The sequence below is a fragment of the Halomonas sp. KHS3 genome (genome assembly GCF_000830495.1).
Classification (GTDB): Bacteria; Pseudomonadota; Gammaproteobacteria; order Pseudomonadales; family Halomonadaceae; genus Vreelandella; species Vreelandella titanicae.
Window position 1 is genome coordinate 1,211,155 of record NZ_JWHY01000002.1, and the last position, 13,212, is coordinate 1,224,366.

At 53.6% G+C, this 13,212-nt stretch carries 15 protein-coding genes; 5 read left to right on the top strand and 10 right to left on the bottom strand.

Going from position 1 to position 13,212, the window contains the following annotated elements:
- The first annotated feature begins 341 nt into the window (after positions 1-341).
- Positions 342-830, top strand: coding sequence for a CreA family protein (locus RO22_RS07580; protein WP_041157972.1), 489 nt, complete (start codon positions 342-344; stop codon positions 828-830).
- Positions 831-845: 15 nt separating this feature from the next.
- Here the strand turns inward: RO22_RS07580 and RO22_RS07585 are convergent, their stop codons facing one another.
- Together RO22_RS07585 and RO22_RS07590 are read right to left on the bottom strand one after the other, a co-directional pair.
- The gene (locus tag RO22_RS07585) at positions 846-1,409 is read right to left on the bottom strand and encodes a CAP domain-containing protein (RefSeq protein ID WP_235270476.1); all 564 of its coding nucleotides are present in this window, start codon (positions 1,407-1,409) and stop codon (positions 846-848) included.
- Entirely contained in the window at positions 1,402-1,890 is a 489-nt protein-coding gene (locus RO22_RS07590; RefSeq protein WP_041157974.1) for a pyridoxamine 5'-phosphate oxidase family protein, read from the bottom strand. The genes RO22_RS07585 and RO22_RS07590 overlap by 8 nt, the downstream gene beginning before the upstream one ends.
- Positions 1,891-2,127: 237 nt before the next feature.
- Here RO22_RS07590 and RO22_RS07595 point away from each other — a divergent pair, with 237 nt between their 5' ends.
- Positions 2,128-2,382 carry a DUF333 domain-containing protein gene (locus tag RO22_RS07595; RefSeq protein WP_052475557.1) on the top strand — a complete coding sequence of 85 codons (255 nt, stop codon included), beginning with the start codon at positions 2,128-2,130 and terminating at the stop codon, positions 2,380-2,382.
- 46 nt (positions 2,383-2,428) lie between these two features.
- On the opposite strand, the gene RO22_RS07600 is transcribed toward RO22_RS07595, so the two are convergent.
- The 7 genes from RO22_RS07600 to RO22_RS07630 all read right to left on the bottom strand — a co-directional run bounded on the left by RO22_RS07600 (position 2,429) and on the right by RO22_RS07630 (position 8,718).
- On the bottom strand, positions 2,429-2,746 hold the full coding sequence (locus tag RO22_RS07600; protein WP_041157975.1) for a hypothetical protein: 318 nt from the start codon (positions 2,744-2,746) through the stop codon (positions 2,429-2,431).
- A gap of 118 nt (positions 2,747-2,864) precedes the next feature.
- Complete coding sequence (locus tag RO22_RS07605; protein WP_022524071.1) at positions 2,865-3,146, bottom strand: amphi-Trp domain-containing protein; 282 nt, start codon at positions 3,144-3,146, stop codon at positions 2,865-2,867.
- Complete coding sequence (locus tag RO22_RS07610) at positions 3,143-4,477, bottom strand: metallophosphoesterase (protein WP_235270477.1); 1,335 nt, start codon at positions 4,475-4,477, stop codon at positions 3,143-3,145. The genes RO22_RS07605 and RO22_RS07610 overlap by 4 nt, the downstream gene beginning before the upstream one ends.
- A gap of 27 nt (positions 4,478-4,504) precedes the next feature.
- Positions 4,505-5,233 (bottom strand): histidine phosphatase family protein, encoded by a 729-nt coding sequence (locus RO22_RS07615; protein WP_009287688.1) that lies wholly within the window; start codon positions 5,231-5,233, stop codon positions 4,505-4,507.
- Entirely contained in the window at positions 5,233-6,342 is a 1,110-nt protein-coding gene (locus RO22_RS07620; protein ID WP_041157977.1) for an HprK-related kinase B, read from the bottom strand. Before RO22_RS07620 ends, RO22_RS07615 begins: the two co-directional genes overlap by 1 nt.
- Positions 6,339-7,265: a GAK system ATP-grasp enzyme gene (locus RO22_RS07625; RefSeq protein ID WP_041157978.1), complete on the bottom strand. Its 927-nt coding sequence runs from the start codon at positions 7,263-7,265 to the stop codon at positions 6,339-6,341. The genes RO22_RS07620 and RO22_RS07625 overlap by 4 nt, the downstream gene beginning before the upstream one ends.
- Positions 7,258-8,718: an aminoglycoside phosphotransferase family protein gene (locus RO22_RS07630; protein WP_152618899.1), complete on the bottom strand. Its 1,461-nt coding sequence runs from the start codon at positions 8,716-8,718 to the stop codon at positions 7,258-7,260. Before RO22_RS07630 ends, RO22_RS07625 begins: the two co-directional genes overlap by 8 nt.
- Positions 8,719-8,976: 258 nt before the next feature.
- Between RO22_RS07630 and RO22_RS07635 the strand changes: the two genes are divergently transcribed.
- The 3 genes from RO22_RS07635 to RO22_RS07645 all read left to right on the top strand — a co-directional run bounded on the left by RO22_RS07635 (position 8,977) and on the right by RO22_RS07645 (position 12,317).
- The gene (locus RO22_RS07635) at positions 8,977-10,212 is read left to right on the top strand and encodes a GAK system CofD-like protein (RefSeq protein ID WP_233974770.1); all 1,236 of its coding nucleotides are present in this window, start codon (positions 8,977-8,979) and stop codon (positions 10,210-10,212) included.
- A gap of 34 nt (positions 10,213-10,246) precedes the next feature.
- On the top strand, positions 10,247-11,236 hold the full coding sequence (locus tag RO22_RS07640; RefSeq protein ID WP_052475578.1) for a GlxA family transcriptional regulator: 990 nt from the start codon (positions 10,247-10,249) through the stop codon (positions 11,234-11,236).
- 97 nt (positions 11,237-11,333) lie between these two features.
- The gene (locus RO22_RS07645) at positions 11,334-12,317 is read left to right on the top strand and encodes an ABC transporter substrate-binding protein (protein WP_041157979.1); all 984 of its coding nucleotides are present in this window, start codon (positions 11,334-11,336) and stop codon (positions 12,315-12,317) included.
- A 69-nt stretch (positions 12,318-12,386) separates the two neighbouring features.
- On the opposite strand, the gene RO22_RS07650 is transcribed toward RO22_RS07645, so the two are convergent.
- A complete protein-coding gene (locus RO22_RS07650) occupies positions 12,387-13,208 on the bottom strand; it encodes an alpha/beta hydrolase fold domain-containing protein (protein ID WP_041157980.1) in 822 nt (273 codons plus the stop codon).
- Positions 13,209-13,212: the final 4 nt, after the last annotated feature.

The following is a 13,212-nucleotide window of genomic DNA, read 5'->3' on the forward strand; positions in this document are numbered from 1 at the left end:
AACGGTGAGTACTGTTTTACCCCAGTGCTCACTGCACAGACTCTTTTTGTTTGAAGCAGTCAAATTGATGACAGGCAGGGGTAAGGAGTTAACGGTTTGCATGTGATGTTTCTGGTATACAGGCTGGTATATCGTTTTTTATGTTTTTTTGTTAAGCCTATTAAAATCATGGTTTTATATGATAATTTCGACTCCTGCCAGGGACGCTATGCGCCTCACTCGCTTTGTTTTTACCCCCGTTCTACGCCTCCATCTTTCCGATTCTTCTCCAACAACTGCACGCATCAGGTATGCTCTTCGCTTGCCCCTCACGCGGCTGACCATTGCCAAGGAAGTTACCCATGTTTTTCCCAAAACGCGTTGCCCTCACGTCGCTCATTGGTATGTTGGCCCTGCTGCCGCCCACGCTATTCGCTCAGGATGCTCACATTGGCAGCGTGCGTACCGAGTTCAAGCTGCTGGGCCCGAATAACACCATTGAAGTGGAGCGCTTCGATGACCCGAAGGTTCAGGGCATCTCCTGTTATCTCTCTTACTCACAGATTGGCGGGATCACTGGGGCGGTGGGGCTTGCTGAGGAGGCCAGTGAGGCGAGCGTGGCGTGTCGGCAGACAGGAGAGATTGTCTTCGACCCCGCTGAAGTAGAGGAGCAAGAGGTGATTTTTAGTCAGCGCCGCTCTGCGCTGTTCAAGAATATGCGCGTCGTTCGTATGCATGACGCCGAAACCCAGACCTTTGTGTACCTGACCTATAGCACCAAGCTGGTCGATGGCTCGCCTAAAAACGCGATTACGGCTGTCCACTACGGTGAGTTAGGAGGCGGGCAGTAATTGACTCGTGGGCGCTTAGCGCGGGTTGCCTAACGTTTGTGTCCAGTAGGTTGAGTAGCGCGCCTCCAAATCCTCGGCTTTTGCCATGCCCATTTCGGTAAAGGCGTCATTCATGATGTTGCGGCAGTGGCCGGGGCTGTCTAGCCAGCCTTCCACCACGGCGGAAACGGAGGTGTGGCCAGCGGCGATATTTTCACCCACGGCTTGCCACACATAATCCTGATTACCCACACGCTGCTCGATACCAGCACCCTCCGGGTCGGTATGGCTAAAGTAGTCATTCTCGGCCATGTCCTGGGAGTGGCTTTTGGCCGCTGCTTCCAGCTTGCAACTCCATGCTAACGACCCTACGGCCTCAAACTGCTGGTCGCCGCATTGTCGCGCTTGGCTGCGCGCCTCGTTGATTTGAGACAGCATTTCCTGCTGCTGATCGTTCAGTTCGCATTCGCCCTGTGGGGGAGCATTATCACCCTGGGTTTGATCATTGGCCCATAAGCTGAATGAACCCATAAGCAACATGATAACGGTCAGGCCGTAAAGCGCCCCGGCAGCGGGGCGCTTGGGAAGGACGTTATCCACCGAACTTTTCATTCTCGCCAAGGTTCGGCGTGGCGTCCTTTTTGAGGTTGGCTTTGGCAATTTCGTAGAGCTGAAATGTCTTGCTCTCTTTTGCTTTCCAGTGCTCACCCATCTGCACTTTAATTTCTAGCAGCGCAACGTCTGGGTCGTCTTTACCTTCGGGGAACCAGGCGGCGATGAAAGGGTTCCAGTATTTTTCAATCAGTTCGCGGTTATCTGTCAGGTTGGCTTTACCCGATAGTGAAACGTAGACGCCATCTTCCTGGTCGGAGAAGCTAAGGCACACATCGTGTTCGCTTTCGGTTTCAAATACCTTTTCGGCACTGCGGCGGGTGAAGAACCACAAGGTGCCGTCATACTCATCTTGAACCAGATGCATTGGCCGGGCGCGTGGGGTGTCGTGATCCAACGTCACCAGCATGCCGACTTTGATATCTTTGATCATCTTCCAGATCTTCTGCTTATGTTCCGGGCTGGACATAGCGTCACTCTCCTTATGAATACGATCCTGGCCTTATGAATTAGATACTGAAATAGTCATAGACAATGCTTGTACATCGAAGATGACTAGCTACAGCCTAGCTACCATTTTCCATATCAGCAAACGCTCTATGGAATCATCATATCTCTTGCCCAGTAACATCCTGCTTGATGTGTCCGCGGTTACTCACCAGAATCAAAGTGACGCTGAACTGTATGCTCAGGGAGGGAGGTTCCAATGCTAACAGGATCTATATACCGCTACTGCCCAATCGTAGCGCTACTGCTGCTCGGCGGCTGTGCCACGGGCGGGGGAGACCCTCATTCTCAAAACCAGATGACCCAATACGCGGCTGAATACTGCAGAAGCGTCGGCGGGGAGAATGAAATTCGCGAAAGTAGCCTAGGCACTGGCCGCTATTGCCGCTTGCCTGATGGCCGGGTTGAAAATGAGTGGAAGTTATACCGTACCGAGCATCTCGATAATGACTAGCTGACACCTTTGATGCCACCCAGGCCAGCCACTGGGTGCCAAGGGCCTAGCTGTTTTTGGTTGTATGCCTTTTCTTAAAGCCAATCATAACCGCTAGCAGCCCGCACGCCAGTGCTGGCAGCAAAACATCAAGCACTGAGTCTAACGTCCATCCACGCCAGACGCCCTCAAACATACCGACCGGTAGCGTTTCGCCCCATGCCCAACCTCGTTGGATGCCTAGCCTGTATTCGTGCTGTGCGATCTCGCGGCCAAGCAGTATCGCCACCGGGATAACACCGGCCACGTAAGCAGAAACAAAGGGCAATAGTGAGAGCTGAATGATCAAAGCGATAATGACGTGCTCTAAATGGGTAATGTCCATTTCCCCGCTCCCATAGTCTTTCTCCTATAACTTTTCTTCCGTGAGCCGAAAGGGCTCTGGCACGAACATGGGCATCATACACCCACATACATGTGGGTAGGGCTCGGGGAGGCAGCTCTTAACGTTTACCCGCTTTTGTTTTAATTTTGGGAGGCGTGTCGGAAAGCTCTTTCTCTTTAGTGCGCCATTTAATCTTTACTTCTACCTCCTGTTTATCGCCTTCATCACTGGCGCGCAGGGAGACTTGCAGCAACTGCTGGGGGGAAAGTACCAGCTCACCTTCACTTTCCTGGAAGGCTAACTCGCCTTTATTGATCGCATTTGCCAGGGTAATCAGTAACTCTTGGGTTGATTGACGATCCAGCAGCGAATCGTGACTGAATTTCGTTTTTGACTTCATTTAGCGGGCTCCACCAGTTTTCCTTTGCGGCCGGGCTTGAACACTTTTGCCTGAGGGTAATCGCAGCTAAGGCCGATCACCCCACGGTTTTTGTCGATTAACGTTACCCCTACACCGTAGCCATCGAGCCCCTCGTTTTTACGCGAGTGAGCGTCCAGGGTGATATCGGCTTCGATATGGATAAGCCCGTTTTTGAGCGTGACCCGCTGGCCAAAGTGTTGGTTGATATGGCCGTGAACCAGCACCTGAATGCCTGCCCGCCGGGCAATATAGGCGCCGCGAGGCGTAAGGGGGAGATCGGCTTTACGGTATTTGGTTCTAAAGGTATTGGCCAAAGAGCCATAATAAAAACTGAACAGGTTTTGGTGCATTAGGTTTTTTTTGAAAGCGCGGTTGGCATGTTTTACGCCGTATTTGGCCAGCAGTTCGGCCATATGATCATCGAGGCCGGCATGCAGAAACAGAAAGGAACCGCGCTTTTTAACAAGCTGCATGCGTCGGAAAAACCAGCTAAATTCCCCCGATTTGTTAAGAAATAGCGAACGACACTTCATCGCGGCGGCATAGACTTGGGTGAGCGACAGGCCGTTTTTTGCACAGTGCGCCTCGAAGCTCTGCGCCTTGGTAGTCATCTTGCTAATTTCACGCTCTATACCCTCGGGGGTGAGAAACCCGGCGGCATAGAAGGGGAAGTTTTCGAACCAGTCGTTGCCTGGAAACAGCGCCTGTCGGCACGCCGCCTCGGACGGTAATCCTTTGTCCCACTGGGTATCGGCCAGGTATTGATCGAATACCTCTTTAAACAGCGGTATCACCTTCTTGCCCATGCGCACAAAGAGATGTTGGCTACCGGCGTCAGTGTCGCGTTCCAACGATAGCAGCCCCATCAGCAAGCGGAGATCATGGTTACCGGCCAGCAGAGTGATATCTGCTTTGAGGCGGTATAAATGGGCCAGGCTGCGCAGCATCATCAGGTTACTGGGGCCTTTGTCCAGGCAGTCTCCGCCCACCACGATTTCGGCTTTTTTGCCGAATTTCGTCAGTGCATATTCACATAGGTGGGAGCCTTCGCGTTCGATCACGCCTGCAGCAATTAGCGAGGCTTCAAATGCCTCGGCGTCCGCATGGGGATCTGAGATGAATGCCACTGGCTTTTTGGGCCAGGCGAAGCCTTTTTTTCGCGAGCGCTTAACAAAGGTGCTTAGCGCCTCATCGTGATTGACCGAAGTCGCGTCATCGGGCCAGGGCGCCCACTCTGTCGGAAGGCGCGTCAAGATGGCGTTGTGATACGGTTGTTTGCTTACCTTTGGAATAACATTGCACGCGGTCATAGAAGCCATCTTATTCATCGCTATCGTCTAATCGAGAGGGTCTGCTGGCTGGCGCTGTTTCCAGTTTCCGTACAGTCGGTGCCAGCCTTGGTTATGCCGCTCGAAAACGACCGGATGACCATGAAACATACTTAACCGTTTAATATCGCTGAAGGGTATGACATTTAAATGATAGCTTGCGTGGCGAATGGAGGCGCCGTGGCCCACCACCAGCTGTAGTTGATTTAGGTGATTGAGTTGCTTGAGCTGATTCCGTTGCTTCGTTGTCTCAGGTCGCGGCTGTGGCTCTAAAAGTGCTTGTAAATGAGCAGCGACCCTTGCACCTGCCTCCAACAGCGATTCCGCGCCGTCGAAGGGCAGTCTGAAATCGCTGGCTGATTTCCAGCCCTTAGGTAAGGGCTCAAGGCGAGGGTCGAGGGTGACGATCCGTTCTATTTCCTGAATGCTCAGATTGGCCAGCGCCCCAACGCTGCGTTCACAAAGGGCCGAAAAGCTGCGCGAACGGGGTGGCTCTGCAAACAGCGGCGTTAGCTCTTCGCGGAAGATTTCGGCCGTTTGCCAGGCTCTTAGCAGCGTCGAGCAGTGTATCTCCGCATTGAGCTGATAGCCTGAAGTGGCTAGCCACGCGCCGAATCGCCGCGCCTGCTCTCGAACGTCTTCCGCACCCTTTTCCGTGAGCGGGTAGGGCTGCAGGGCGCTGGGTGTATCCGCCAGTTGAGAATATTCACCGTGCCGAATCAGCGCCAGTGCCACCATCAGAGAATGCCTTTGGCTTGGAGCAGCGCAATCGCACGCTCAAAATCGATGGCACCGGTGAGGCGCAGCACCTCAACGCTCGCTAGATGTTCGGCATAGACCTTGGCAGATTGGGCTTGCTCGGTGGGAAAGTGGCCATCCGCGTGCTGAAAAAATGGCCCTGGGCTTTTGCGTAAGCCTTCAAGCGCCTCAGGTGTTTGGGTGATATCCACGCGACTCAGGGCTGTCGGGGCGGTAGCGTCTAATGCCCAGTCCAGCAGTATTAGGTGTTTGAGCGTGCCGGAGAGGGCGGTTTTACCCTCGCCATAGGCGTTAGGAATCAACACATCGTACTTCTGCTCAATATTCCATAGCTGGCTTTTATGCATGCCGGTAAATCGGTCGCGCTCGTCAGTGGGCAGTATGTCGCTCAAACGCGGGGAGTTGATCAGCGTGCCTGGGTTAACGCGGGGGTGCTTGGCGACACCGATAACGCTTGCCTGGTCGTTGTCGGGCTTAAACAGAATCCGGTCATTGGAGAGAAAGCGCGCCTCTGCGGTTTCCAGCGCTTTCAGCATTAGCGTCGATTTACCGCCACCGGAGCTGGCGGCAATGGCCGTGACGTTGCCATCGATATCAAAGGCCGAGGCGTGGCCGAGCAGGTAACCATCGCGTTGATGATGATTGAGAAACTGGTTGTTAATAAAGTTGATGACTTGCGATGAGTGCTTGTTTAACTCGCCAATCGCGACCGGCGCCGTTAACGATTGGAACAGCACCATCCCCGTGCGCACTTTATGAATCCAGCGCCCTTGAGGCGTATCCACGTAGGCCTCTTTCAGCCCCAGAGCGCTGGTTTTGGCCCGTGTTACCGCTGTCCACTCGCGGCCGCTGGTATCCGCTTGCTGATCCAACAGCCATACCGGTAGTTCTGGCTGGTCAAGGGTATGGACTTCTTTCGGGAGCAAACCAGAGGCCGTTAAACCAGCATAGTAAACCTCAAGATGGTCAAGAATGGCTGGGTGGTCGGCCAGCACGCGAATTGTTAAACCATTGAACGTCAGCGGTAACGCAAATGTGCAGGCGGCCTTTGCCTGATTGATTTGCTGATTATCAAAAAGGTTGATCATTCACCTGCCTCTGCTGTCTCTGTCTCTGCTGTCTCGGCCTCAAGCTGGCTAAGCACATAATCACACAGCTTCTCAGCAGCATCGATACCACAGCCTTTTTTCGCGCCGCTAAATCCACCGAAGGCCGAGACCTCAAAGACCACGGGCCCTTCATCGGTCAATGCAATGTCTACAGTGGTAAAGCTTAGGTCGAAGCATGACTGGGCTTTTAGGCCAAGCTCAATCAGCTCAGGGCTTGCATCAAAGGTTCGATATTTGCCCCCGCTGTGTATCGTTGTATTCCACGACTTGTCATCGCCGACACGGGCATAGGTGCACAGGTACTTGCCGCCTAGAAATACCATGCCTAGATCTTGACCGCCCAGGTTGACGAATTTCTGAAGGTAAAAAAGGCCATGCTTAGCCTTAAATTTATTCAGTATTTGGGTGTTGGCTTTAACCCCATCTGCCGCTTTTAACACCACCATGCCGCGGGCTTTGGTTGAGTAGAGCGGTTTTAGGATCACCTTCCCGAACGTTTGGATAGCCTCCAGCGCTGCATCAGTGCTCTCGGTGACTTGCGTCGCGGGCAGCGGGATACCGCCGGATGCCAGGGCGGCGGTGCCCTCAAGACGATTAATTAGTCGCCCCACCTGGCTTGGCGAGCTGAAACAGCGCACCCCGTCCCCTTCAAGGGTTTTGAGCATGCGCAATCGGTCGTCGGCGGCTGGGGAGTAGGTTTCGCTTATTTTTTTGATGATCACGCCGTCAAGCGCGTTGAGCAGGGTGTCCCGATAACGTAACTCGCCGGTTTCAAGTTCTAGCACTACGTCAGCCATATCGATAACGCAGCGGTAGCCGGTGCGCTGTTCCAAATGATTCGCCAATACTTCGGTTGACCATTTGCCAGGTATCCCGATGACCGCAATTCGCTTATTAATCACTAAAAATATCCTCTAGGGGAAGCCTGTACTTCTCTATTTTCTCAGGGGGTAGAAGTGTTATGGCCTCTAGCAGGTAGCTCGCTCTAAGGGCGAGTCGGTTGGCAAAACGTTTGTCGTAAATAAAGCGCGTAGAGGTGGCAAAGGAACGCCCTAGCGCGATGGCTAGCCGCGCATCAAAGCTTACATCGTTATTCTCTTTGGCGAACCGGCGCGCAAACTGATAGAGCTGCCTGATCAATCCCATTAGTTCGGCTCTAGGGGCCGCATCCATAATGGGCAGCCGATAAATTGACGCCATCAGAACGGATAAATCCTGAACATAATCAGAATAGGAGGCGCGGTGTAGGTCGATAAAGTAGATGCGATTTTTGAGTTCGTCATAGATGAGGTTGTCGACGTTAAAGTCGCCGTGGATCAGCACGGAAAATGGCGCCCTAAGCTGACGCTCTAGGGGCTCTACGCGATCGATCAACTCATCAAAACTGGGGCGGGGTAGTCCGCAAATGGTTTGGTGTGTATGAAATAGTGTCGGGTGCGTGTGGCGGGTTTCGGGCATACGTTTGCGCAACTGCTGCATATACTCGGGCTGAGCCGGCTCGTTAGTACGTGATGTCTTCCAGATCTTTCTCAACGTCCGTTGGAGTGTGTGGGCAAGTTGCTTGGCGGATTTCCACTGGTCGTTTAACAGTAATGACTCAAGCGTTCGGCCGGGGAGGTGTTCGATCACCATTGAACCCAGTTCATCCCCCTGCTCGACATGGTGCGAGAGAACCGTTGGAGCCACCTTCGGATAGACCCGTTTCCATTGATCTACCCCGTAAAGTTCTTCAATGACTTTTTGGCTTTCACCCTCTTTGTAGACTGCCATCATCTTGCCAGAGGTGGCGTGCTCGGCTCTCAGTGTGGCAATGGTGCTGCCACTGCGGGTAAGTGCCAGCCGCTCAACGGTAAATTCGTCATCCTGGGCGGTCATCGCGTGGGCGGCATTTTTCAGTTGCTTGTAGTTTTGCAAGCGTACGGCAGGGCCGAAGTTGGCGGCGAGTAGGGCGTCGGCAAGCTCCGAAAGCAGATGGATCATACGGTTAAGCTGAAAATCCACCACGGCGCTGTTACGCATGCCTGAAGCGTCCTGCTCAAAAGCAGTGGTTAAGCGGGCGGTTATTTTGGGAATTCGGCGTCCAATTTTCAGGCCTTGGCGAGTGTTTGCATCATCGATATTAATGATCACCAGCTTCAATGATTTACCCACCAATCGAATGAGCTTGGCGTACTCTTTTCGCGATTTATCGGGAAGCTGCTTTAGGGCCTTGATGGCGGTGAATTCAAGGCAGGATTGGCCTAACTGGTCAAGTAGTCGGGCTAAGCGCTCAAGGGATTTGGATTGTTGAAAACCCTGCCCATCGACTTTGCGTCGCTGCACATCCATGGCGACGGCGAGCTCAACTTTCTCCACCAGCGTGTTCCTATAGCCTTTGCGATTGATCAGGCGCCGAGAAACGGATTCACTTGGCTGAGTCACATAAACTTCAACTAACTCGAAGTGATTTTCAACTTCGAATCGTAGAAAATAGAAATGCTCCAAAATCGACGTATTGATACGCTGCCTCACCAAGATAACGTGCGCTTAGGTGGTTACTGCTTCTGAGAGTCAACAGTATAAGTAACAGTGCCATCTTTTACGTTACATGTTTCTTACAGTTCAAAGAGTTGTATGAAAAAAAGACGTTTTATCGGTACCCGAATGTGTCTGCCCCGTGAGATTGGCAAGGGGCGGGATCTGCGTCTGGCCAGATACCGAAAAGCCCCCGAGCTAGGGCCGAAAATACTCTTCTTTAGTGGCGGCACGGCACTAAGACATTTTTCTGAGGTGTTGACGGACTATACCCATAATTCCATTCATCTGGTTACCCCCTTTGATTCAGGAGGCAGCTCGGCAGAGTTACGCCGGGCCTTCGCGATGCCTGCGGTGGGCGACCTAAGGGCACGCCTGCTTGCTCTGGCTGATGATTCTGTCACCGGGCACCCTGAGGTGGCTGCGCTTTTTTCACATCGGCTATCGGCAAGGGAGGGGGAAGACGCGACGGCAAAGACAGCACTTGAGCAAAGTCTGCAGGCCCTTGTCAGTGCTAAGCATCCGCTGCTCAAGGCAATTGCTGAGCCCATGCGGTCGCTGATCCAGAGCTATATCGCCGCATTCTACAAACATATGCCCAAAGATTTTAACCTCGCTGGTGCCAGTGTGGGGAACCTGATCTTGACCGGCGGTTATCTGATTCATGATCGCTCTCTGGATCCGATCGCCTTTCTCTTTGGTCAACTGATCAAGACCCGCGGCACCGTTCGGACAACGACGGATGCCAACCTTCAATTGGAGGTATTGTTAGAGAACGGTCGAACGATTATTGGTCAACACTGCTTTACCGGCAAAGAGACGGCTCAAATCGATTCGCCCATCAGAGCGATAAAATTATCAGGCGAGGCGGACGATATCGATACCTTGGATGCCTCCAAAGTGTGTAAAGAGACCCGTAAGCTCATTGATTCGGCAGAGCTGTTGGTTTTCCCGCCGGGCAGTTTTTATAGCAGTGTCATTGCCAACCTGCTGCCCAAGGGGGTTGATAAGGCATTGGCTAAAAATCCGTCACCCAAGGTGTATGTGCCAAGCCTGGGAACTGATCTTGAAACGCTTGGCATGACGTTGGTGGATCAGGTTCAAGTGCTCAATGAGCATTTGTCTGGCACACTCGAACCCTTATCGTCTAAGCGGTCTTCAATCGATTTTTTACTGTTTGATTCGCAGCTTCTGAGTGTTTCGGCTGATCAGATTGAGACGCTACGCGATGAAATGGGTATTCAAATCATTGATCTAGATCTTGCGCCGGAGAATGCTGATACCCAACGTTATGATGACGTTAAGCTGGCTGAAGCGCTGCTTGGGTTGACCTGATACCGACATACTCTAAATGACCTTGGGCATTGCTATGCGTCTTAGTTACCAGGGCCCGCTGCCTGAAATGGTGGGGTTTTTGCTATTGCCGCAGTATTCGATGATGGCTTTCTTTGCGGCGGTGGAGCCGCTGCGAATTGCCAACCGCATTGCCCATCGACCGCTGTTCGACTGGACGTTGATTAGCGCTGATGGTGGGCCGGTGACGGCGTCGAACGGTATGACCTTGATGGTGGATCACGCAACGGCGGATGTTCACCATTTGCCCTCGCTGGCGGTATGCAGCGGTTTTACCCCCGAGGCGCATCTTACCCGCCCGTTAATGGCCTGGCTTCATCAGTTGGATCAGGCCGGTTGCTGTTTGGGGGGCATCGATACGGGGGCATTTTTGCTCGCCGCCACCGGGTTGTTAAAGCACGAGCGGGTGGCACTGCACTGGGAGAGTCTGCCCGCGTTTCGTGAGCGTTTTCCGGGTATTGACACTACCGATGAGCTTTACGAGTTGGGCGAGCGGCGCTTCTCCTGTGCGGGTGGGGCAGCGGCGATGGATATGGCGCTGGAAGTGATTGCCCGGCGGCATGGCGCAAAGTTGGCTATCGATGTCTCCGAGCAACTGATCCATGACCGAATTCGCACCCGCAGCGATCAGCAGCGCATGGCGTTGGTGAAGCGCTTAGGTACGCATAACCGGCGCGTTGTGGAGGCGGTTGCGCTCATGGAGCAGAACCTGGAGGAACCGCTCCCCCTTGACGAGATAGCCAGCCAAGTAGAGGTATCGGTGCGCCAGTTGCAGCGTCTGTTTGAGCAGGAGCTAAACGTGACCCCGCGTCAATGGTATCTGCAGTTGCGCGTTAAGCGCGCCCGGCGGCTGCTGGCCGAGACTGACTTAGCGGTATTAGAAGTGGGCGTGGCCTGTGGGTTTAGTTCGTCTTCGAGCTTTGCGCGTACGTTTCGTGCCCATTACGGCTACTCGCCTCGGCAGGTGCGTTCTGCCATAGCGGAGAAGACCTTTAAAGCGCAATGAGTGTCGCTTAATGTCTGATAAGCGTCGCTTAGTGTCTAGTGATAGGGGAGTAGCCGCGCATACTAGCTAAACCCAACTAATAAAGAGGTTTAGCCAAATGTCGGTCACAACTAGCTTCGCCACCACTAGCTCTGCCACTACCAGCCCTACCACTACTAAGACGCTGTCGTTGACAGCGAGCTTTTTACTCGCTGCGTTTGCTGCCACACCCGCCATGGCAGAGCTTGATGAACTGCGCTTTGGGGTGCCGCCGTGGCCTGGGGTGACGGTAAAGTCTGAAGTGGCGGCCCAGCTACTTGAGACCATGGGGTACGAGACCCGACAGCAAGATTTAGCCGTGAGCGTTATCCTCGAAGGCTTAACACGGAACGACTTGGAAATTTATCTAGGCGGCTGGTATCCCGTTCAGACTGATATGGTCGAACCCCTGGTGGCCGACGGTAAAGTCGAAAAAGTGGTTTCCAATATCCGCGGCGCCAATTCCGGGCTAGTGGTTCCCCAGTATGTTTACGATGCAGGCGTCACTACGGTGGCTGAGCTGGCAGAACACCATGACCGTTTCAATGGTGAAATTCAGGGGATTGAAGCGGGCACCGGCATTAACGATGCGATTCTCAATGCCATCGATAACGACCTCGCAGGTTTGGGCGATTGGCAGCTCCGTGAAAGCTCGACTTCGGCCATGCTGGCCCAGGCTGAGCAAAAAATGGCCGATGAAGAGTGGGTGACCTTTGTCGGCTGGGAGCCTCACTGGATGAACGTGAGCTTCGATCTGGCCTATTTAGCCGATAGCGATGATGCAGGTGTGGCCTCCATTGAAAGCACGGTATGGACGATTACCCCTGCCAGCCTGGCGGAAGAAGCGCCTGAGGTTCACCGCTTCCTGTCTCAGTACGTGATCGATATCGAAGATCAAAACGACTGGGTGCATGAGTATAGCTACGAAGAGCGCCCGGCGGATGAAGTGGCTAATGAGTGGATTGGCAACAACCTGGATACCGTTGCCGAGTGGCTGGAGGGTGTTGAAACCCGCGATGGCGAACCCGCCATCGAGCAAGTTCGGGCCCGATACGGCTCTTAAAAGTTAATAGCACGGCTCTTAATCACACGATTCGTAAAGCCTAAGCTGCGATTAACGCCAAACAGCGCCTTATGAATTAAGGCGCTGTTTTAGTTTTTGGCAAAAGTCCTGCCAAGCCGCACTCATATCGGGTAGCAGGGCGTGGGCGTGAAGGGCGGCGTGAACCATGTTCGGGGCGCAGCGATAGCCTACCGAGGCACCGTCCTCGCGCCAATTGGCTATTGCGGCTTCGATGGGTAGTGTCAGTGGATCCCTCTCCACGGTAAGCATTTCAATGCTTGCGGCAGGAGGGCGGCGATCACGCTGGGTAGCAATGATGTCAGGACTCTGCTGACGAATGCCGAGTACGTCATCCCGTGAAAGTAGCGGCGCATCTTCTCCCAAGCATTCAAGGGAAAGCGCGCCAACGGTTGGGTAGATCAATCCTAGCGGCGGAGCTTCATTCTGCTGATGGGCAAGGTCAATGGCTATTCGTCCGCCCGCGCTATCACCCACCAGCGCGACAGGTTGAATCGCTTCTAGCACCATACGGCAGTCTGCCAACATGGTGGGGTAATCCACCTCTGGTGCCAGCCGATAGTTAACGCTTACCACTTCACGCTCAAGCATCTGGGCCAAGCTGGCGGCGGGGCCATGGTGGCTCTCTGTTGAGCCGATGGTAAAACCGCCGCCATGGATAAACAGCGCGCGGCCTGGTGTGCGCTGCTGGGGAATAAAACGGCGCACGCGAATACCACCCAAAGCGCTATTTTTAACCCGCATTCCTGCCGGGTCGGGTGGGGCGAACGTTTGGCAAAGCTCAACGTAGGCGCGCCGTGCTTGAGGTAATGGCAGCTCCTTTATCTTTGCCAGCCCGGCGCTAAAGCGCTGAATGAAGTCGTCCACGTTCATCGCT

Bases quoted from the DNA above. Each gene is read 5' to 3' on its own strand.
- RO22_RS07580 (WP_041157972.1), top strand. From the start codon at position 342: ATGTTTTTCCCAAAACGCGTTGCCCTCACGTCGCTCATTGGTATGTTG.
- RO22_RS07590 (WP_041157974.1), bottom strand. From the start codon at position 1,890: ATGTCCAGCCCGGAACATAAGCAGAAGATCTGGAAGATGATCAAAGAT.
- RO22_RS07595 (WP_052475557.1), top strand. From the start codon at position 2,128: ATGCTAACAGGATCTATATACCGCTACTGCCCAATCGTAGCGCTACTG.
- RO22_RS07600 (WP_041157975.1), bottom strand. From the start codon at position 2,746: ATGGACATTACCCATTTAGAGCACGTCATTATCGCTTTGATCATTCAG.
- RO22_RS07605 (WP_022524071.1), bottom strand. From the start codon at position 3,146: ATGAAGTCAAAAACGAAATTCAGTCACGATTCGCTGCTGGATCGTCAA.
- RO22_RS07610 (WP_235270477.1), bottom strand. From the start codon at position 4,477: ATGACCGCGTGCAATGTTATTCCAAAGGTAAGCAAACAACCGTATCAC.
- RO22_RS07615 (WP_009287688.1), bottom strand. From the start codon at position 5,233: ATGGTGGCACTGGCGCTGATTCGGCACGGTGAATATTCTCAACTGGCG.
- RO22_RS07620 (WP_041157977.1), bottom strand. From the start codon at position 6,342: ATGATCAACCTTTTTGATAATCAGCAAATCAATCAGGCAAAGGCCGCC.
- RO22_RS07635 (WP_233974770.1), top strand. From the start codon at position 8,977: ATGAAAAAAAGACGTTTTATCGGTACCCGAATGTGTCTGCCCCGTGAG.
- RO22_RS07640 (WP_052475578.1), top strand. From the start codon at position 10,247: ATGCGTCTTAGTTACCAGGGCCCGCTGCCTGAAATGGTGGGGTTTTTG.
- RO22_RS07645 (WP_041157979.1), top strand. From the start codon at position 11,334: ATGTCGGTCACAACTAGCTTCGCCACCACTAGCTCTGCCACTACCAGC.
- RO22_RS07650 (WP_041157980.1), bottom strand. From the start codon at position 13,208: ATGAACGTGGACGACTTCATTCAGCGCTTTAGCGCCGGGCTGGCAAAG.